Consider the following 19,181-nt stretch of genomic DNA (forward strand, 5'->3'; position numbering starts at 1 on the left):
GGGCAGTCCTTAATCAATGTCATTGCGGGCTTTTCGCCGCGGGCTCGGGCACAGGCTCGGCAGGAGCCGGAGTCGCAGGCGGCTCGGGCGCAGCTTGCGGGGCGCTTGCCGGAGCCGTCTCCGGGCCAGGGGATGCAGGCGTCTCCGGCACCGGACCTGCCGCTTCGGGAACCGCTGGCGTGGCGGCTGGGGCCGGGCTGGAACGGTAATCGGCGCGACGCTTGAGCTGAAACTCGCGCACCGCGCTGTTGTGGGCATCCAGGTCATCGGAGAACACATGGCTGCCGTCGCCCCGCGCGACAAAATACAGGCTCTTGCCGGGCACCGGGTTGAGGGCGGCGTGGATCGCCTCGCGTCCGACCATAGCGATCGGCGTCGGCGGCAGGCCGGCAATCACGTAGGTGTTATAGGGCGTGGCTTCCTTGAGATGAGCCCGGGTCAACTTGCCGGTGTAACGCTCACCGAGACCGTAGATCACCGTAGGATCGGTCTGCAGCAGCATGCCAATCTGCATGCGACGCACGAACACGCCTGCGATCTGCCCACGCTCCTGGGGTACGCCGGTTTCCTTCTCCACCAGCGAGGCCATGATCAGCGCCTGATAAGGATCGCTGTAAGGCGCATCGTCGGCACGCTTGCTCCACTCCTTGGCCAGCACATCGTCCAGGCGGTCGTAGGCTTTTTCCAGGAGCTCGGCGTCGGTCATGCCCCGAACGAAACGATAGGTGTCAGGGAAGAAACGCCCTTCAGGGAAAACCCCGGGATGCCCGAGCTTTTCCATCACCTGGCTGTCGCTGAGCCCCGTCAGGGTCTGCTGCAATTTTTCGCTCTTGGCCAGGGCGCTGCGTACCTGGCGGAAATTCCAGCCTTCCACCAGGGTCAGGCTGTACTGCACCACCTCACCGCGCTGCCAGAGGCCGATCAGGCCTTCGGCGGTCATGCCCGGGGTCATGCGGTACTCGCCGCTGTGTAGAGGCTGGCCCGCCATATTGAAGCGCCAGTACAGGCGCAGCCAGAAGGCATCATCGAGCACACCCTCGGCTTGCAGACGATTGAAGGTGCCGGTGGGCGTCGAGCCGGCGGGAACATCGAGCAACTGTTCCTGGCTCAGGTTAAGCGGTTGTTCCAGGGCCGAGTGCAGTTTCCAGGCACTCGCACCCAACAGCAGTCCTGCCAGGACCAGTCCGGTTTCCAGCAGGAGCAGTAATTTACGTCTCACGAATCAAGCATCCAGTAGTGCGCGGGTAATGCCCTGCAGTTTACGGGTGAGCGCACCCGCCGACCAGCTCATCCCGGCACAGCCAAGCACTGGCCAGACGCCATAGACACTGTTGCAGACAAAGACTTCATCAGCCTGTTGCAGTTGATCGAGACTGATATCCCCGACTTGCGCGGGGATGCCCAATGACTCGGCCTGAAACAATATTTCAGCGCGCATCACCCCGGCCACGCCGCAGCGCCCCAGGTCAGCCGTCAGCAGCCGCCCCTGGCTGACCAGGAACAGGTTGCTGAACACGCCTTCGATAACTCGCCCAGAGGTATCTCGCATCAAGCCTTCGGCATGCTCGACATCACACCACTCGGCACGAGCCAGAACCTGCTCCAGACGATTGAGGTGCTTGAGACCGGCCAGCAGCGGCTGCTCGGCCAGGCGCGTGGTACAGGGAAACAGACGAATGCCTTGCTCGGCATGGGCCAGGGGATACACCGGCAATGCGGAGCCCTGGAGAATCCGCCGTGCAGCGGTTGCAGGATCGGCGGCATAGCCGCGCTGGCTGTCGCCCCGGGTCAGGATCAGCTTGAGCACACCCTCCCCCAAAGCCGCCGCATAAGCCTGCAGCTCACTGCGGATCAGGGCTTGATCCGCCGTCAGCGCCAGGCGCCGGCATCCTTCGGCCAGACGCTGCAGATGCCGCTCCAGCAGCTGCGGGCGCCCGGATTTGACGGCAATGGTCTCGAACAGACCATCACCGTAAGCCAGGCCGCGGTCCTTGAGCGACAGTGCGTCAGCCGGCTGACCGTCGACCCAGCTGTGCATCACTCGGAGAACCGGCGGAACACCAGGGAGCCGTTGGTGCCACCAAAACCGAAGGAGTTGGACAGCACTACGTCGATGTCCATGCTGCGCGCGGTGTGCGGCACGAAATCGAGGTCACAGCCTTCATCCGGCTCATCCAGGTTGATGGTGGGCGGCGCGGCCTGGCTGTTGATTGCCAGCACACTGAAGATCGCCTCGATCGCCCCCGCGGCACCCAGCAGGTGACCCGTCATGGACTTGGTGGAACTGACCGCCAGCTTGTAGGCGTGATCGCCGAACACGCTCTTGATCGCTTCGGCCTCGGCCAGGTCGCCGGCCGGGGTCGAAGTACCATGGGCGTTGATGTACTGCACCTGGTCCACGTTGAGTTTGGCGTCGCGCAGGGCATTGGCGATGCAGCGCGCAGCACCGGCACCATCGGTGGGAGGCGACGTCATGTGATAGGCGTCACCGCTCATGCCGAAGCCGATCAGCTCCGCATAGATGGTGGCCCCACGAGCCTTGGCGTGCTCCAGCTCTTCCAGAACCAGGGCGCCGGCGCCGTCGGACAGGACGAAGCCATCACGCCCCTTGTCCCAGGGACGGCTGGCGCGGGTCGGCTCGTCGTTGCGGGTCGACAGTGCACGGGACGCGCCGAAGCCGCCCATGCCCAGGCCACAGGCAGCCATTTCAGCACCGCCGGCGATCATCACGTCGGCTTCGCCGTAGGCGATGTTGCGCGCAGCCATGCCGATGCAGTGGGTACCGGTGGTGCACGCAGTGGAAATGGCGTAGTTCGGCCCCTGGGCACCCAAGTGGATGGACAGGAAACCGGAAATCATGTTGATGATCGAGCCAGGCACGAAGAACGGAGAAATCCGTCGTGGGCCGGAATCGTGCAGGATGCGGCTGGTTTCCTCGATATTGGTCAAACCGCCAATACCCGAGCCCATGGCCACGCCGATGCGTTCACGGTTGGCATCGGTGACTTCCAGACCGGCGTTGCGTACCGCCTGGAAACCGGCTGCCAGGCCGTATTGAATGAACAGGTCGAGTTTGCGGGCCTCTTTGACCGACAGGTATTCCTCGACATTGAAGCCCTTTACCGAGCCGCCAAAACGGGTGGAATAGGCAGAAAGGTCGGTGTGTTCGATCAGACCGATGCCACTTTGGCCAGCCAGAATGCCCTGCCAGCTGCTTGGCACATCCGTACCCAGTGGCGACAACATACCCATACCGGTGACTACGACGCGTCTACGCGACACAGCACTCTCCTTTTTCTAATGACGACACTTTGTATCAGGCCTAAAGAAAAAACCGCACGCCGTAACGGCAGTGCGGTTTTTCCATGACAGCAAAAGACGACTACAAACGATTAAGCCTGGTGGCTGGTAACGTAGTCGATAGCTGCTTGAACGGTAGTGATCTTTTCAGCTTCTTCGTCAGGGATTTCGGTCTCGAATTCCTCTTCCAGAGCCATCACCAGCTCAACGGTGTCAAGGGAGTCGGCACCCAGGTCTTCAACGAAGGAAGCGGTGTTAACAACTTCTTCTTCTTTAACGCCCAGTTGCTCAGCAACGATTTTCTTGACGCGCTCTTCGATGGTGCTCATACCTTGTTTTCACTCCTAATGGACAAATTCAGGCAGCTGGCCAGTGGGTAAGTGTATAGAAAGGCTTTTCAGCTTTTCAACTGAAAGCTTTGTCCCTCAAACCCTTTGGCCATCTGCCTATAAATTGATTGCAGCTTTATAACGGATTTTAGACAGCTCGTATGACATTTTTTTGAAGCAATCCGTCACATTTGACTCACATATACATCCCGCCGTTGACCGGGATTGTAGCCCCAGTAACGTATGCCGCACCGTCGGATGCCAGAAAAGCGACCACTTGCGCGATCTCTTGAGCCTGGCCCAGACGACCCAGCGGAATTTGCGTCAGCAGCGCTTCACGCTGCGCTTCCGGCAGTTCGCGGGTCATATCGGTGTCGATAAAACCTGGAGCAACCGAGTTCACCGTGATCGACCGCGAACCCACTTCACGGGCCAGGGCACGGCTGAAACCTTCGAGACCGGCCTTGGCGGCCGCGTAGTTTACTTGGCCTGCGTTGCCCATGGCACCCACAACCGAGCCAATACTGATAATTCGACCCCAACGAGCCTTGGTCATGCCACGCAGAACGCCCTTGGACAGGCGATACAGGCTGTTCAGGTTGGTATCGACCACGTCGTACCATTCGTCATCTTTCATGCGCATCATCAGGTTGTCGCGAGTGATCCCGGCGTTGTTCACCAGGATCGCCGGCGCACCGAACTGCTCGGTGATGCTGGCCAGGACTGCAGCCACGGACTCGTCACTGGTAACGTTCAGCTCAAGGCCGGTGCCCTGGATGCCATTTTCCTTGAGAGTGGCAGCAATGCGCTCGGCACCCGAAGCGGACGTGGCGGTACCCACCACGGTGGCGCCCATACGCCCCAGCTCAAGCGCGATGGCCTGGCCGATACCACGGCTGGCGCCGGTCACCAGTGCAACTTTACCTTGCAGACTCATGCAAGCTTCTCCTAGTTCAGGCCAACGCTGCACGGGCGGCAGCGAAAGCATCTGGGGTGTTCAGGTTAGAGGTCGACACGCCTTCGGCGCAGCGCTTGTTGAGGCCGGCCAGGACCTTGCCCGGGCCGCACTCGACCAGCTCGGTGGCGCCATTGGCTGCCAGAGTCTGGACCGACTCGACCCAACGCACCGGCTTGTACAACTGCTCCAGCAGGTCGCGCTTGAGGGTGTCCAGGTCGGCGGCCACAGCGGCACTGACGTTCTGTACCAATGGAATCTGCGGTGCCTGCCAGTTGATCGCAGCGATCGACTCGGCAAAGCGCTCGGCGGCCGGGCGCATCAGCTCACAGTGGGAAGGCACGCTGACCGGCAGCGGCATGGCGCGCTTGGCGCCCCGCGCCTTGCAGCCCTCGATGGCGCGATCCACAGCCGCCTTGGCCCCGGCGATCACCACCTGGCCAGGGGAGTTGTAGTTCACGGCGCTGACCACCTCGCCCTGCGCGGCTTCAGCACAGGCGGCGACCACATCGGCATCTTCCAGGCCGAGAATTGCAGCCATGCCGCCCTGCCCTGCCGGCACGGCTTCCTGCATCAACTGGCCACGACGCTCGACCAGCTTGGCCGCTTCACCCAGGGTCAGGCTGCCAGCGGCGACCAGGGCACTGTATTCACCCAGGCTGTGACCGGCGACGAAAGCCGGGCGCGCACCACCTTCGGCCAGCCATACACGCCACAGGGCGATGGACGCGGTGAGGATGGCCGGCTGGGTCTTGTCGGTTTGATTGAGCAGCTCTGCAGGACCTTCCTGGGTCAGAGCCCAGAGGTCGTAGCCCAGAGCATCGGAGGCTTCTTTGAACGTATCGAGGATCAGTGGGTACTGCGCGCCCAGCTCGGCCAACATGCCGAGGGACTGCGAGCCCTGTCCTGGAAAGACGAATGCGAGGGATGCAGACATGTAACAAGCCCCTAATGATCTTGTCGTCGGAGAATTGACGTCACACCGTGGTGGACGCAAGAAACTGACAGTTGGATGGCCAATTGAACTGAGCGGTCACATTTAAGCACTCCACAGGGAAAACGCCTAAAGCAACAAGTCTTCAAGACGCCCATGCAAGCGGCGCGGCAGGTCTTCCTGGATCTCGATCAACGCCCGCTGAATGGCACTCTGGAAACCTTGAACGCCTGCAGAACCATGGCTTTTCACCACGATCCCCTGCAAGCCGAGGAAACTCGCACCGTTGTGCCGCGCCGGCGCCAGATCCGCCTGCAGCCTGCGCATCAGCGGCAAGGCCAGCGCCCCAACAGCCCGGGACAGCAGATTCTGCCTGAACAAGGCTTCTATACGCGCGGCGATCATGGTCGCCAGCCCCTCGCTGGACTTGAGCAGGATGTTGCCGACAAAACCGTCGCACACCACCACGTCCGCCTCGCCCCGATACAACCCATCGCCCTCGACGAAACCGATGTAGTTGAGGCCGCGGGCCTGCTGCAGCAAGCTCGCCGCAAGCTTGACCTGCTGGTTGCCCTTGATGTCCTCGGTGCCGATATTCAGCAAGGCCACCCGCGGCCGCACGATGCCCAGGGTTTCCGCCGCAACCGAGCCCATGATGGCGAACTGCAACAGGTGCTCGGCACTGCAATCGACGTTGGCTCCCAGATCCAGCAATTGGCAATAGCCACGCTGAGTCGGGATGGCAGCCACCATCGCCGGCCGATCGATTCCGGGCAGGGTTTTCAGCACATAACGCGACAGCGCCATCAGCGCACCGGTATTACCGGCACTGACGCAGGCCTGGACCTTCTCATCGCGCAACAGCTCAAGAGCCACCCGCATCGAAGAGTCCGGCTTGCCCCGCAGGGCCTGGGAAGGCTTTTCGTCCATGGTGATCACCTCGCTTGCCGGGGTAATCGTCAGGCGCGCGCGATCCACAGCCGTTTGACCGGAAATCAGTTCTTCAAGAAGGGAGGGTTGACCAACCAGGGTCAGGTGCAGCGAGGGGGTAGCAGACAGACAAGCAATACTCGCCTGAACAATGCTGCGGGGACCGAAGTCCCCGCCCATTGCGTCAATCGCGATGACTTGAGCGGACAAGGATTACTCGTCAGCGCCCTTGTCGATCACTTTACGACCACGGTATACGCCTTCTGGCGATACGTGGTGACGCAGGTGAACTTCACCGGTGGTCTTTTCTACGGACAGGGTGCTAGCCTCGAGAGCATCGTGGGAACGACGCATGTCACGGGCAGAGCGGGATTTTTTGTTCTGCTGAACAGCCATAATTGATTAACTCCTAAACGTTTGGGTCACGCTTTAACTGCGCCAATACACTGAACGGGTTGGACCGCGTTACCTCGTCCTCGCTCGGTTCGGGCTCATCGAGCCCCGCCGGCTGCTGGCATTCTTCCGGATGATGAGCAGGCACGATTGGCAAGGCAAGCAAAAGCTCTTCCTCGACCAACGCCTGCAGATCCAAAGGATCTTCGCCCAGTTCCAGCACGTCATAACCTTTCGGCAACGACTGGGTATTCGCACCCTCCTTCACCACAGCGTAACTGCACTCACTGTGGATCGGCAGGGTGACCAGCTCAAGACAACGCTGGCAAACCATTTTGACTTCGACGTCGATGGAGCTGTGGATAACTACAGCTTTACGCTCGTCACGCTCGAAAACGAATTTAGCCTGCACCGTACCGACATTGTCGGAAAGCGGGTCGCAGAGTCTCTCCAAATCGGCCAGCAGCAGTTCACCTTGAAGGGTGGTGCCACGGTCAGCCAATTTGCGCGGGTCAACGTGAGGTGGAATCGGGTCATTCAACATAGGCGCAGCATTATAGGGATGCCCCAGGCCATGTCAAAGGAAATTCAGCCCTGTCCGTCACTTGCAAGCCTCGCTAGAATTCCCGGCCTGCCTCAGGAGACGCACATGCTGCCTTTATTACTCGCCTCAAGCTCGGCCTACCGCCGGGAATTGCTGTCCCGCCTGCGCCTGCCCTTCACCTGCAGCTCTCCTGACATCGACGAAAGCCATCGTCCCGGAGAGCCTGCCACGGCCCTGGTGAAACGCCTGGCCGAGGAAAAGGCCCGCGCCCTGGCAAGCAGCCATCCAGCACACCTGATCATCGGCTCCGACCAGGTCGCGGTGCTCGGCGAGCGCATCATCGGCAAACCCCATACCTTCGAAAAAGCCCGCCAGCAACTGCTGGACGCCAGCGGCGCCAGTGTGACCTTCCTCACCGGCCTGGCCCTGCTCAACAGCCAGACCGGCCACTGCCAGGTCGACTGCGTCCCGTTCACGGTCAACATGCGCACCCTGGACAGCACCCGCATCGAACGCTACCTGCACGCCGAACAGCCCTATGATTGCGCCGGCAGCTTCAAGGCCGAAGGCCTGGGGGTCAGCCTGTTCCAGAGCACCGCCGGCAGCGACGCCACCAGCCTTATAGGCCTGCCACTGATCCGCCTCGTGGACATGCTGCTGGCCGAGGGCGTAGAGACACCCTGAGCCGCCATAAAAAAGCCGGCACTCAAGCCGGCTTTTTATTGAGCAACACCCGATCAGCGCAAGGTTGGGCCCTGAAAGCCCATCCACATGGCAATCTGCTCAGCCACGCTGGCACCGAGCTTCTTCGAGAAGCGATCAAATGGCGACTCCTGGACGGTAAAGTCCACCACCTCTTTCTCGCCAATCACATCCCGCGCCACCGAACTGGTATTGCCCAGGCCATCGATCAACCCCAATTGCAGCGCCTGCTCGCCCGACCACACCAGGCCGGAGAACAGCTCCGGATGCTCCTTGTCCTTCAGGCGATCGCCACGGCCCTGCTTGACGCTGGCAATGAACTGGCGATGAGTGGTGTCCAGCACGCCCTGCCAGAACTGGGTCTCTTCAGGCTTTTGCGGCTGGAACGGATCCAGGAACGACTTGTGCTCGCCCGAGGTATAGGTGCGACGCTCAACCCCCAGCTTCTCCATGGTGCCGACAAAGCCATAGCCGGCCGCCGTCACACCAATGGAACCCACCAGGCTCGCCTTGTCGGCATAGATCTCGTCAGCAGCGCTGGCGATATAGTAAGCACCCGACGCCCCGAGATCCGAGATCACCGCGTAGACCTTGGTGTCCTTGTGCAAAGCCCGCAGACGACGAATCTCGTCATAGACGTAGCCGGACTGCACCGGGCTGCCGCCAGGGCTGTTGATACGCAGCACAATACCCTTGACCTTGGGATCATCGAACGCAGTACGCAGGCTGCCGACAATATTGTCAGCACTGGCCGATTCCTTGTCGGCAATCACCCCCGTGACATCGATCACCGCGGCGTAGCTACCGCCACGAGTGGCATTCTTTTCCATGGTCATCAGCGGCGTGAACAACGCCAGCGCCGCGAACAGGTAAATAAAGGTCAACAGCTTGAAGAAAATGCCCCAGCGCCGCGAGCGACGCTGTTCCTGGACGCTGGCCAACAGCGTCTTCTCCAGCAGTTTCCAGCTTTTATCATCACCACCTTCAGCGCCCGCCTTGCTCGGCGCCTTCCATTCGTCGGTCATGCCTGCTACCCCAGCAAAAACTTAATCGGCACCCTGGCTCAGCCAGGCGTGCAATTGAGGAAAACGGTCGATGGACAAGCGCGGCTCGAATGCCTGCAAGGCCTCGATGGACTGAGCACCGTAGCTCACGGCCACCGAATCCATTCCGGCATTGCGCGCCATCAACAGATCAAAGGACGAATCGCCAACCATCAAAGCCTGCCGCGGCCCAACCCCGCAATGAGCAAGGATTTCCTCCAGCATCAACGGATGAGGCTTGCTGGCGGTTTCGTCGGCCGCCCGGGTGATATCGAAATACCCTTCCCAACCATGGGCCTTCAACACTCGATCCAGCCCTCGCCGGGCCTTGCCGGTGGCGACAGCCAGCTGATATCCCTCATCCCGAAAGGCGTCGAGAGACTGCACCACACCAGCAAACAGAGGCGAAGGCTCTGCCTCGAGAGCAATGTAGTGATCCGCATAATGCTGACGAAAGGCTACCAACTGCCCATCATCTATTTCCGGATACAGTGTGCGAATCGCCTCTGGCAACCCCAGACCGATAATGCCCTTGACGGCGTAGTCATCGCGGCGAGGAAAGCCGGAACGATCAGCAGATGCATGCATCGACTCGACAATCCGACCAATGGAATCGGCCAGAGTGCCGTCCCAGTCGAAGATCAGCAGTTTGTAATCAGGGTGCACTCAGGCGCTCCACGGTCTTGGCCCACATCTCATCCACCGGGGCCTGCAATTTCAGCTCGCCGCCATCGGGCAGCGGCACCGTCAACATATAGGCATGGAGAAACAGGCGCTTGCCGCCCAGCTCACGGATCTCGCGAGTGAAATCGTCATCGCCGTACTTGCTGTCACCGGCAATGCAGTGCCCGGCATGCAGGGTGTGCACACGAATCTGGTGAGTACGCCCGGTCACCGGCTTGGCCTCGACCATGGTGGCGAAATCACCGAAGCGGCGCAGCACCTTGAACACGGTCAAGGCCTCCTTGCCCTCTTCGTTGACCTCCACCATGCGCTCGCCGGAGCGCAGGTTGCTCTTGAGCAGCGGCGCACGCACCTGCTTCACCGCCGTGGCCCAATGGCCACGGACCAGCGCCATGTAACGCTTGTCCACGCCATCGCCCCGCAGCGCGGCATGCAGATGACGCAGCATGCTGCGTTTTTTCGCGATCATCAGCAGGCCGGAGGTGTCCCGATCGAGGCGATGCACCAGCTCCAGCTCCTTGGCGTCCGGGCGCAACTGACGAAAGGCTTCGATCACCCCGAAATTCAAGCCGCTGCCGCCATGCACGGCAATCCCGGCAGGCTTGTTGATCACAATCAGGGCCTTGTCTTCGAAGACGATCGAGGCTTCCAGGCGCTGCAGCAGCCCTTGAGCCAGCGGCACCGGCTCATCGCGCTCGGGCACCCGCACGGGAGGCACGCGCACCACATCACCCGCTTGCAGCTTGTACTCGGGCTTGATCCGCCCCTTGTTCACTCGCACTTCGCCTTTACGCAAAATGCGGTAAATCAAGGTCTTGGGCACGCCTTTGAGCCGGGCGAGAAGGAAGTTATCAATACGTTGGCCGGCATATTCCGGCGAGACCTCAAGCAATTGAACGCCTGGAGTCGAGGGGGCAGTAGTCGTCATGGCGCGAATGATAACAATTTTTTATGGATTTGAAGCACTTAATGATTGCTGCTATAGTCGCGAACGCCGCCAAAAGCGGCTGGGCAGAGGAACAGCGGCAAACAGCCGGCCCTGACCAACGCAATTCATAAGGACGCAAGGCCGTCCTACGCAGTTTTCACTATCTAACGGAAGAGTTCGGCGTTGTAACAAGCGCAGGTGACATGAGGCCTGAAACCCGTAGAAAGCAGAGTGACTACTCGCCTTTTACGCAGCGATTAACGGCCAGTTCACAAAGTGCAGTCAGCGACAAACGATCCCGAGCGAAAGTTGCGGAAACAACGCCTTTAGCCATGATGCGTGACCTCCCCTTTCGGAGTTCACGGTAAATGCCAACCCGCTGCGGATTCTGCGCGCGGCAGCACCCGAATTATCAGGGATACGTGTAGGGTGGAGATGCACAACCGTCGGACTGTGTAGCATTAGGCTTTATCAAGACGCTTCATCTCGTCCACAGTCGCCGGTTGATTCCTCCTCCTGACAGACTTTTGCTTAAGCGGTGCCTTAGTCACCACAGCAAGCAGGACGCGTAAGTCGCGACTTCGTTCTTAGTTACCCGGACGAACCTCGCTAGACACTCGAGTGGTCAACCACTCCTGACGCACCTGACACCGACCGTGAGAAGTCGTGTGTGCCGAACGCCGTTTCCGGCAGCCCGGAAACCGACGGTACTACATGAAAAGAATGCTGATTAACGCAACTCAACCCGAAGAGTTGCGTGTTGCTCTGGTAGACGGCCAGCGCCTCTACGACCTGGACATCGAGTCCGGAGCCCGCGAGCAGAAAAAGGCCAACATCTATAAAGGCCGCATCACTCGCATCGAACCAAGCCTCGAGGCTGCCTTTGTCGATTTCGGCTCTGAGCGCCACGGCTTCCTGCCCCTCAAAGAAATCTCCCGCGAATACTTCAAGAAAGCCCCCGAAGGCCGCGTCAACATCAAGGACGTCCTGAGCGAAGGCCAGGAAGTCATCGTCCAGGTCGAGAAAGAAGAGCGCGGCAACAAGGGCGCCGCCCTGACCACCTTCATCAGCCTCGCCGGCCGTTACCTGGTACTGATGCCGAACAACCCGCGTGCCGGCGGTATCTCCCGCCGCATCGAAGGCGAAGAGCGCAACGAACTGCGTGAAGCGCTGAACGGTCTGGTGGCACCCGCCGACATGGGCCTGATCGTGCGCACTGCCGGCCTGGGCCGCAGCAGCGAAGAGATGCAGTGGGACCTCGACTACCTGCTGCAACTCTGGACCGCCATCAAGGAAGCGTCCCTGGATCGTTCCGCGCCATTCCTGATCTACCAGGAAAGCAACGTGATCATCCGCGCGATCCGCGACTACCTGCGCCAGGACATCGGCGAAGTGCTGATCGACAGCGTTGAAGCCCAGGACGAAGCCCTGACCTTCATCCGCCAGGTGATGCCGCAGTACGCCAGCAAGATCAAGCTGTACGAAGACAGCGTGCCGCTGTTCAATCGTTTCCAGATCGAAAGCCAGATCGAGACCGCTTTCCAGCGCGTGGTCGAACTGCCTTCCGGCGGCTCCATCGTCATCGATCCGACCGAAGCCCTGGTGTCCATCGACATCAACTCGGCCCGCGCCACCAAAGGCAGCGACATCGAAGAAACCGCCCTGCAGACCAACCTGGAAGCAGCGGAAGAAATCGCTCGCCAACTGCGCCTGCGTGACATCGGCGGCCTGATCGTCATCGACTTCATCGACATGACCCCGGCCAAGAACCAGCGTGCCGTGGAAGAAAAAGTCCGCGAATGCCTGGAAGCCGACCGCGCCCGCGTGCAGATCGGCCGCATCTCGCGCTTCGGCCTGCTGGAAATGTCCCGTCAGCGCCTGCGTCCATCCCTGGGCGAAAGCAGCGGCATCGTCTGCCCGCGCTGCAACGGCACCGGCATCATCCGTGACGTCGAGTCGCTGTCCCTGGCGATCCTGCGCCTGATCGAAGAAGAAGCCCTGAAAGACCGCACCGCCGAAGTTCGCGCCCAAGTGCCGATTCCGGTCGCCGCTTTCCTGCTCAACGAAAAACGCAACTCGATCACCAAGATCGAACTGCGCACCCGTGCCCGCATCGTCATCCTGCCGAACGATCACCTCGAAACGCCACACTTCGAAGTTCAGCGCCTGCGTGATGACAGCCCGGAAGCCAACACCAACCAGTCCAGCTACGAAATCGCAGCGGCCGCCGCCGAAGCCGAAGAAGTCCAGCCAACCGCCGCCACCCGCACCCTGGTTCGCCAGGAAGCGGCAGTGAAGACGGCCCCGGCCCGCGCCAACGCTCCGGTTCCGACCGAAGTCGTCGCTGCCCCTGTAGCTGCACCGGCTCCAGTGGCCGAACCAAGCCTGTTCAAAGGCCTGGTGAAGTCCCTGGTCAGCCTGTTCGCTACCAAGGAAGAGCCAGCCGCACCGGTCGTGGTCGAGAAGCCAGTGACCGAGCGCCCTGCTCGCAGCAACGAAGAACAGCGTCGCAATGGCCGCCAGCAGAGCCGCAACCGTAACGGTCGCCGCGATGAAGAGCGCAAGCCGCGCGAAGAACGTGCTCCGCGTGAAGAACGCGCACCACGGGAAGAGCGTCAGCCACGCGAAGTTCGCGAAGCCCGTGAAGAAGTTCAAGCGGTAGCCCGCGAAGAACGCGCACCCCGTGCACCGCGCGAAGAACGCCAGCCACGCGCCCCGCGTGAAGAGCGCAAGCCACGTGGCGAGCGTGAAGAACGTGTGCGTGAACTGCGCGAGCCTCTGGACGCCGCTCCAGCTGCAGCCGCTGCTACCGCCGCCGTTGTTGCCGAAGAACGTCCGGCGCGCCAGCCTCGCGAAGAGCGCCAGCCACGTGCGCCACGTGAAGAGCGCCAACCACGTGCCGAACAGGCTCAAGCCGCTGCCGCCAGCGAAGAAGAAGCGCTGCCGAACGAAGAGCAACTGCAGGAAGACGGCCAGGACAACGCCGAAGGCGAACGCCCACGTCGTCGCTCCCGCGGCCAGCGTCGTCGCAGCAACCGTCGCGAGCGTCAACGTGATGCCAACGGCAATGTGATCGAAGGCTCGGAAGAAAACGCCGAAGAGCCAAGCAGCGCCGATCTGGCTGCCGGCCTTGCGGTAACTGCCGCGGTTGCCAGCACCGCCATCAGCGCCAACGCTGAAGCCGAAGCTCACCAGCAAGCCGAACGTGCGACTGCCGCTGTAGAAGACAAGGCTCCGGAAGCCCCAGTGGTTGAAGCCACCACGCCGGTAGAAGCCCCAGTGGTTCCTGCAGTGGAAGTGGCTCCAGTGGCTGAAGAGCAGGCTCAGGTTGAAGTGGCTGCCGAACCGGCCGTGGTTGTCGAAGCCCAGCCTGTGGTTGCCGAACAACCGGCAGCAGAACCTGTAGCCCAGGCGCCAGTGGTTGAAGAAAAGGCCATCGAGCCGGTTCAGGAAGCCCCTGCGCCAGCCCCGGTTGCCGAGCCAGCAGTGGTGGTTGAAGAGCCTGTAGCGGCCCAGCATCCTGCCCAGGTTGAAGAGCCGGCTCCGGTTGCAGCACCGGTGGTGGCCGAAGAGCCTGCACCCGCTGTCGAAGCTGAAGCCGCGCCGGTCAGCACCCTGACCAGCAATGGCCGTGCACCGAACGACCCACGCGAAGTGCGTCGCCGCAAGCGTGAAGCCGAGCGCCTGCAGAAGGAAGCCGAGCTGGCTGCCGCTGCTGCTCCGGCTGAAGCCGTGGTGACCGCCGAGCCGGCTCCGGTAGAAGCGCCGGAGGTGGTCGAGGCCGCCCCTGCGCCAGCCAAAGAGACTGCACCGGCGCCAGTGGCCGAACCTGCAGTGGAAGAATCGGCCCCTGTGGCTGAGCAAGCACCGCGCGCTGTCGAGCACGCTGTGCATGCCGAGGAAGAACAGCACGAGCCTAAACCTCTCGTCTGATTCCAGCAGCCCATGAAAAAGCCCCGCCCGGGTAACCGGGCGGGGCTTTTTTATACCTGGAGCACCTGACAATCCGGAAACAGCAACGCCTGCGGAACGTCCACATCCCAGGTCACCCCCGGATCCGTCACCGGAACTTCCACCACCCGCCCCGAAGCGAACAGCGGCCGGGCTCCCCGATCACCAGACAGGCCCTGCAACGCTGCGCCATAAGACCGGCCAAAGCCCACCGGATGACCCAACTCATCCCCCAGCCGCGGCACGCTGATGCCCTCCTCGGTCATTGCCTCCATCACCCGACTGGCGGTGGCGGGCAGGATAAAGGGCATGTCCCCCAGCCAGACCATCCAGCCATGAGCATCGGCGCAGGCAGCCACTGCCGCGGCCAGGCTATGCCCCATGCCCACGGACTCAAGCACCAGTACCTGACAACCGTAGGCACGCGCCAGATCCACCACCTGGGGTCGATCCGCCGTGGTCACCAGTACTCGCTGGGCAACGTCCACCGGCAGGCTCACCAGCACCTGCTCCAGCACCGGCCGCTGCACCCCGTCACGCCCGCGGCAGGGCGCCAACAGCTTGTCCTGCCCGGCCCCGGCCACCTGGCGAAAACGCCTGCCCTGCCCCGCCGCCAGGATGATCGCGCAAGGCTTGCGGCTCACCTCACCGTCTCCGCCACTCGCACCGGGAGCTTCTTCTGCAGCGGTTCGACGCCATTTTTCAGCGCGACGATTTCCGCCAGCAACGACAAGGCAATCTCCGCCGGCGTATGGCTGCCGATGGGCAATCCGACCGGCCCGTGCAAGCGCTCGATGGCCTGCGCCGAAAGACCCAGCAGCGCCAGATTGTCCCGGCGTTTCTGGCTGTTGGCCCGGGAACCCAGGGCGCCGACGTAAAATGCCCGGGAGTCGAGCGCCGTCAGCAGCGCCATGTCATCCAGGCGCGGATCATGGGTCAGGGCCACCACTGCCGTGCGCTCGTCGGGCTCGATGCTCAGCACCGCATCGTCGGGCATCCCGGCGACAAAACGTCCATCCTGCCCCTCCCAGCCATGCACGAACTCCTGGCGCGGATCGCAGATCAGCACTTCGAAATCCAGCAAGCGGGCCATCTGCGCCACATAGCGCGACAACTGCCCGGCGCCGATCAGCAGCAAGCGCCAGCGCGGTCCGTAGATCGCCCGCAGGGTGACCCCGTCAAACGCCAATTCATCGCCGCGGTTCGCCGTCTTGAGCAGCACCTGGCCGGTGCCCAGGTTCAGCTCCCGGGCCACGATCTGGTGTGCCTCGCAGCGCTGGAGCAATTCGGCGACCCAGGCCGGGTCGCCAACCCGCTCTTCGGTGAGGCGCAAGGTGCCGCCACAGGGCAGGCCGAATCGCGCCGCTTCCTCCAGGGTCACGCCGTAAGTCACCAGTTGCACCGGCGGCCCGTGGCGAGACAGGCGCCCATCGCCCTGGCGGCTGATCAGGTCATCCTCGATACAGCCTCCGGACACCGAGCCGATCACCACCCCGTCGTCGCGCAAGGCCAGCATGGCGCCGGGTGGCCGCGGCGCGCTGCCCCAGGTCTGCACCACGCTGTACAGCAGCACGCCGCGCCCGGCGCGCCGCCATTCCAGGACACTGCGCAGGACATTCAGGTCGACGCTGTCCATCAGGCGCTCGCCTGCTGCCAGCCCTGCAACTGGTAGCGCACCGGCAGGTTGCGTATGCGCTTGCCGGTGGCGGCGAAGATCGCGTTGCACAGGGCCGGCGCAATCGGCGGCACACCGGGCTCTCCCACCCCGCCCAGGGGCACGTCCCCCGGCGGCGTCACCAGGTGCACCTGCACCTGTTTCGGCGCCAGGGACATGCGCGCCACTTCGTACATATGGAAATTGTCCTGCTGGACCTTGCCCTCCTTGAAGCTGATCTCCCCCAGCACCGCATTGCCCAGGCCCATGACGCAAGCCCCTTCGAATTGCGAGCGGATACGCTCGGGGTTGATCTGCGGGCCGCAATCCACGGCGATATCGGCCTGATGCACGATCAGCGTGCCATCGTCCTTCACTTCCACCTCGATCACCGCCGCCACATAGGTCACGAAGCTGTAGTGCACGGCCAGCCCCAGACCGCGCCCCTTGGGCAGCGAGCGCCCCCAGCCGGCCGCCTTGGCCGCGGTTTCCAGCACCGTGCGCAGGCGCCCGGTATCAATGGGGTAGCGCTCAGGGGATTCGCCGTAGTTCCACTCTTCGCTCAGGGTTCGGGGGTCGATCTGACGATCCGGCCCCAGCAGCTTGAGCTGGTACTGCAGCGGATCCTGGCCGGCCTTGTGGGCCAGTTCGTCGACAAAACTCTGGATCGCGAAGCCATGGGGAATGTTCGACACCGAACGGTACCAGCCGACCCGGGTATGGGCCGCGGCCTCGGGGTTTTCCAGGCGCACGTTGGGAATCGCGTAGGCCATGTTGGTAAAGCCCATGCCCAGCTCGAAGGCGCCTTCGTGATTCATCCCCGGGGCGAACAGCGCGGTGATGCTCGGCGCCACGGTGCGGTGCAGCCAGGCCGCCGGCAGGCCGTCCTTGTTCAGCCCGGCCTTGAGGTATTCCGCCGACACGGTATGGAAGTAGGAGTTGTGGATATCGTCCTCGCGGGTCCACTGCACCCGCACCGCCTTGCCGGGAAAGGCCTTGGCCAGGATCGCCGCCTCCAGGATGAAGTCGGGCTTGGACTTGCGCCCGAAGCCGCCGCCCAGCAGCGTGACGTTCACCGTGACCTGCTCGAAGCCGATCCCCAGGCGTTCGGCGATTCGCTCGCGGGTCACCTGTGGCGCCTGGCTCGGTGCCCACGCCTCGCAGCGACCGTCCTGGAATCGCGCCACGGCCACCATCGGCTCCATCGGCGCCTGGGCCAGGTGCGGCAGGTAATAGCTGGCCTCCAGGCTGCTCTCGGCGCCCTTCAGGGCCTCATCCAGGTTGCCGGTACTGCGCACCACCTTGCCCGGTTGCCGCGCCGCCGCCTCCAGTTGCTTGCGGTATTGGATGGAGTCGTAGCCAGCGTTGGCACCATCCTCCCACTCGATCCTCAAGGCATCGCGGCCCTTGATCGCCGCCCAGGTGTTGCTCGCCACCACAGCCACGCCGCCCAGGGGCTGGAACTCCGAAGGCAAGGGGCGGCTGTCGATGGGCACGACCTTGATCACCCCCGGTACCTTCAAGGCTGCGCTGTCATCCACCGACTTGACCTTGCCGCCATACACCCGGGGCCGCGCCACCGCCGCGAACAGCATGCCGTCGAAATGCACATCGGCGCCGTACACCGCACGGCCGTTGACGATGTCCTGGCCATCGATGGCCCGGGTGGCCTCCTTGCCGATGTAGCGGAACTCCCCGGGCTGCTTCAGGCGCAGGCTATCCCGGGCAGGCACCGCCAGGGCGCCTGCCGCAGCGGCCAGGGCGCCATAGCCCAGCTCACGCCCGGTGGGCTGGTGAACCACCTTGTGCAACTGCGCCCGACACTGCGCCAATGGCACCTGCCACTGCGCAGCGGCGGCCTGTTCCAGCATGGTCCGCGCAGCCGCGCCACAGCGGCGCATGGGCTCGTACCAATGACGCATGCTGCGCGAGCCGTCGGTGTCCTGGTTGCCGAAACGCACCTCGTCACCCGGTGCCTGGCGAACCTTGACCTGCGCCCAGTCGGCGTCCAGTTCATCGGCCACCACCATGCTCAGGCTGGTGCGCACGCCCTGGCCCATCTCCGAGCGATTGCAGATCACCGTGACGCTGCCGTCGCTGGCAATGCTCACGTAGACCTTGGGGTCATCGACCCAGCCGTGGGGCATGCCGTCGGCACCGAATTTCTTGTCCTCGGCAAAGGCCTCCTGCCAGCCCCAGCTCGCAGCCAGCACCAGGGCCCCGGTGGCCCCCACACCTTTGAGAAAGCCCCGGCGGCTGAGGTTGCTCAGGGCAAAATCCTGCGGTAGGCGGTTCATGCCTTGGCCTCCTGCAGATGGCTGGAAGCCTGTCGGATCGCGGTCTTGATCCGGTTGTAAGTACCGCAGCGGCAGATATTGCCGAGCATCGCCTCTTCGATCTGCTCGTCGCTGGGGTTGGGGTGGACCTTGAGCAAGGCAGTGGCCGACATGATCTGCCCGCCCTGGCAGTAACCGCACTGGGCCACCGCCGTATCCAGCCAGGCCTGCTGCACCACCTGCCCTACCGGGTCGGTATGCAGGTTGTCGATGGTGCTGACGTTCTTGCCCTGCACCGAGCCTATCGGCGTGATGCAACTGCGCGCCGGGTCGCCGTCGATATGAATCGTACAGGCGCCGCACAGGCCCATGCCGCAGCCGAACTTGGTGCCGTTGTAGCCCGCCACGTCGCGGATAGCCCACAGCAGCGGCATGTCCTCGGTGACGTCCAGTTGATGATCTTGACCGTTGAGCTTCAGGGTAATCATGGGCACGCCCGCATTTTCTGAGTGATGGGGTCGAGTCATCCGCCGTGCAGTACCGCGGCTGCGGTGCACG

General features: G+C 62.6%; 18 protein-coding genes. 2 read left to right on the plus strand and 16 right to left on the minus strand.

Annotated elements, in window-relative coordinates; all coding sequences use genetic code 11:
- Positions 1–19 precede the first annotated feature (19 nt).
- From mltG to AC1RCO_RS30745, 9 genes are all read right to left on the minus strand, one after another.
- Positions 20–1,219, minus strand: coding sequence for an endolytic transglycosylase MltG (gene mltG / locus AC1RCO_RS30705; RefSeq protein ID WP_401021558.1), 1,200 nt, complete (start codon positions 1,217–1,219; stop codon positions 20–22).
- Between the two features lie 3 nt (positions 1,220–1,222).
- Positions 1,223–2,038: an aminodeoxychorismate lyase gene (pabC, locus tag AC1RCO_RS30710; RefSeq protein ID WP_492618365.1), complete on the minus strand. Its 816-nt coding sequence runs from the start codon at positions 2,036–2,038 to the stop codon at positions 1,223–1,225.
- Positions 2,038–3,282 (minus strand): beta-ketoacyl-ACP synthase II, encoded by a 1,245-nt coding sequence (fabF, locus tag AC1RCO_RS30715; protein ID WP_492618366.1) that lies wholly within the window; start codon positions 3,280–3,282, stop codon positions 2,038–2,040. Before fabF ends, pabC begins: the two co-directional genes overlap by 1 nt.
- 110 nt (positions 3,283–3,392) lie before the next feature.
- Entirely contained in the window at positions 3,393–3,629 is a 237-nt protein-coding gene (gene acpP, locus AC1RCO_RS30720; protein ID WP_003175607.1) for an acyl carrier protein, read from the minus strand.
- Positions 3,630–3,825: 196 nt separating this feature from the next.
- Complete coding sequence (gene fabG / locus AC1RCO_RS30725; RefSeq protein WP_011060118.1) at positions 3,826–4,566, minus strand: 3-oxoacyl-ACP reductase FabG; 741 nt, start codon at positions 4,564–4,566, stop codon at positions 3,826–3,828.
- Positions 4,567–4,582: 16 nt separating this feature from the next.
- On the minus strand, positions 4,583–5,521 hold the full coding sequence (gene fabD / locus AC1RCO_RS30730; protein WP_011060117.1) for an ACP S-malonyltransferase: 939 nt from the start codon (positions 5,519–5,521) through the stop codon (positions 4,583–4,585).
- A 126-nt stretch (positions 5,522–5,647) separates the two neighbouring features.
- A complete protein-coding gene (plsX, locus tag AC1RCO_RS30735) occupies positions 5,648–6,658 on the minus strand; it encodes a phosphate acyltransferase PlsX (RefSeq protein WP_072451636.1) in 1,011 nt (336 codons plus the stop codon).
- A gap of 3 nt (positions 6,659–6,661) precedes the next feature.
- Positions 6,662–6,844 (minus strand): 50S ribosomal protein L32, encoded by a 183-nt coding sequence (rpmF, locus tag AC1RCO_RS30740; protein ID WP_003179396.1) that lies wholly within the window; start codon positions 6,842–6,844, stop codon positions 6,662–6,664.
- A gap of 13 nt (positions 6,845–6,857) precedes the next feature.
- Entirely contained in the window at positions 6,858–7,385 is a 528-nt protein-coding gene (locus tag AC1RCO_RS30745) for a YceD family protein (RefSeq protein ID WP_011060115.1), read from the minus strand.
- A gap of 105 nt (positions 7,386–7,490) precedes the next feature.
- Between AC1RCO_RS30745 and AC1RCO_RS30750 the strand changes: the two genes are divergently transcribed.
- Positions 7,491–8,069 (plus strand): Maf family protein, encoded by a 579-nt coding sequence (locus AC1RCO_RS30750; protein ID WP_342403408.1) that lies wholly within the window; start codon positions 7,491–7,493, stop codon positions 8,067–8,069.
- Positions 8,070–8,122: 53 nt separating this feature from the next.
- Here the strand turns inward: AC1RCO_RS30750 and sppA are convergent, their stop codons facing one another.
- The 3 genes from sppA to rluC are packed head-to-tail and all read right to left on the minus strand — an operon-like array spanning position 8,123 to position 10,742.
- A complete protein-coding gene (gene sppA / locus AC1RCO_RS30755; RefSeq protein WP_492618367.1) occupies positions 8,123–9,112 on the minus strand; it encodes a signal peptide peptidase SppA in 990 nt (329 codons plus the stop codon).
- A 21-nt stretch (positions 9,113–9,133) separates the two neighbouring features.
- Complete coding sequence (locus tag AC1RCO_RS30760; protein WP_047284721.1) at positions 9,134–9,796, minus strand: HAD-IA family hydrolase; 663 nt, start codon at positions 9,794–9,796, stop codon at positions 9,134–9,136.
- Positions 9,786–10,742 (minus strand): 23S rRNA pseudouridine(955/2504/2580) synthase RluC, encoded by a 957-nt coding sequence (rluC, locus tag AC1RCO_RS30765; protein WP_011060111.1) that lies wholly within the window; start codon positions 10,740–10,742, stop codon positions 9,786–9,788. The genes AC1RCO_RS30760 and rluC overlap by 11 nt, the downstream gene beginning before the upstream one ends.
- A 714-nt stretch (positions 10,743–11,456) precedes the next feature.
- Here rluC and rne point away from each other — a divergent pair.
- Entirely contained in the window at positions 11,457–14,675 is a 3,219-nt protein-coding gene (gene rne / locus AC1RCO_RS30770; RefSeq protein WP_492618368.1) for a ribonuclease E, read from the plus strand.
- 50 nt (positions 14,676–14,725) lie between these two features.
- Here the strand turns inward: rne and AC1RCO_RS30775 are convergent, their stop codons facing one another.
- Genes AC1RCO_RS30775 through AC1RCO_RS30790 form a run of 4 tightly spaced genes read right to left on the minus strand, consistent with a single transcriptional unit; the run spans position 14,726 to position 19,111 of the window.
- Complete coding sequence (locus tag AC1RCO_RS30775; protein ID WP_065363417.1) at positions 14,726–15,337, minus strand: nucleotidyltransferase family protein; 612 nt, start codon at positions 15,335–15,337, stop codon at positions 14,726–14,728.
- Positions 15,334–16,329 (minus strand): XdhC family protein, encoded by a 996-nt coding sequence (locus tag AC1RCO_RS30780; RefSeq protein ID WP_019092974.1) that lies wholly within the window; start codon positions 16,327–16,329, stop codon positions 15,334–15,336. The genes AC1RCO_RS30775 and AC1RCO_RS30780 overlap by 4 nt, the downstream gene beginning before the upstream one ends.
- Entirely contained in the window at positions 16,329–18,644 is a 2,316-nt protein-coding gene (locus tag AC1RCO_RS30785) for a xanthine dehydrogenase family protein molybdopterin-binding subunit (protein WP_072451642.1), read from the minus strand. The genes AC1RCO_RS30780 and AC1RCO_RS30785 overlap by 1 nt, the downstream gene beginning before the upstream one ends.
- Complete coding sequence (locus tag AC1RCO_RS30790) at positions 18,641–19,111, minus strand: (2Fe-2S)-binding protein (protein WP_011060107.1); 471 nt, start codon at positions 19,109–19,111, stop codon at positions 18,641–18,643. Before AC1RCO_RS30790 ends, AC1RCO_RS30785 begins: the two co-directional genes overlap by 4 nt.
- Between the last annotated feature and the right edge of the window lie 70 nt (positions 19,112–19,181).

It is taken from the genome of Pseudomonas sp. GW823-FHT03E05 (genome assembly GCF_058796855.1).

Bases quoted from the DNA above. Each gene is read 5' to 3' on its own strand.
- pabC (WP_492618365.1), bottom strand. From the start codon at position 2,038: ATGCACAGCTGGGTCGACGGTCAGCCGGCTGACGCACTGTCGCTCAAG.
- acpP (WP_003175607.1), bottom strand. From the start codon at position 3,629: ATGAGCACCATCGAAGAGCGCGTCAAGAAAATCGTTGCTGAGCAACTG.
- fabG (WP_011060118.1), bottom strand. From the start codon at position 4,566: ATGAGTCTGCAAGGTAAAGTTGCACTGGTGACCGGCGCCAGCCGTGGT.
- fabD (WP_011060117.1), bottom strand. From the start codon at position 5,521: ATGTCTGCATCCCTCGCATTCGTCTTTCCAGGACAGGGCTCGCAGTCC.
- rpmF (WP_003179396.1), bottom strand. From the start codon at position 6,844: ATGGCTGTTCAGCAGAACAAAAAATCCCGCTCTGCCCGTGACATGCGT.
- AC1RCO_RS30745 (WP_011060115.1), bottom strand. From the start codon at position 7,385: ATGTTGAATGACCCGATTCCACCTCACGTTGACCCGCGCAAATTGGCT.
- AC1RCO_RS30750 (WP_342403408.1), top strand. From the start codon at position 7,491: ATGCTGCCTTTATTACTCGCCTCAAGCTCGGCCTACCGCCGGGAATTG.
- sppA (WP_492618367.1), bottom strand. From the start codon at position 9,112: ATGACCGACGAATGGAAGGCGCCGAGCAAGGCGGGCGCTGAAGGTGGT.
- rluC (WP_011060111.1), bottom strand. From the start codon at position 10,742: ATGACGACTACTGCCCCCTCGACTCCAGGCGTTCAATTGCTTGAGGTC.
- rne (WP_492618368.1), top strand. From the start codon at position 11,457: ATGAAAAGAATGCTGATTAACGCAACTCAACCCGAAGAGTTGCGTGTT.
- AC1RCO_RS30780 (WP_019092974.1), bottom strand. From the start codon at position 16,329: ATGGACAGCGTCGACCTGAATGTCCTGCGCAGTGTCCTGGAATGGCGG.
- AC1RCO_RS30785 (WP_072451642.1), bottom strand. From the start codon at position 18,644: ATGAACCGCCTACCGCAGGATTTTGCCCTGAGCAACCTCAGCCGCCGG.
- AC1RCO_RS30790 (WP_011060107.1), bottom strand. From the start codon at position 19,111: ATGATTACCCTGAAGCTCAACGGTCAAGATCATCAACTGGACGTCACC.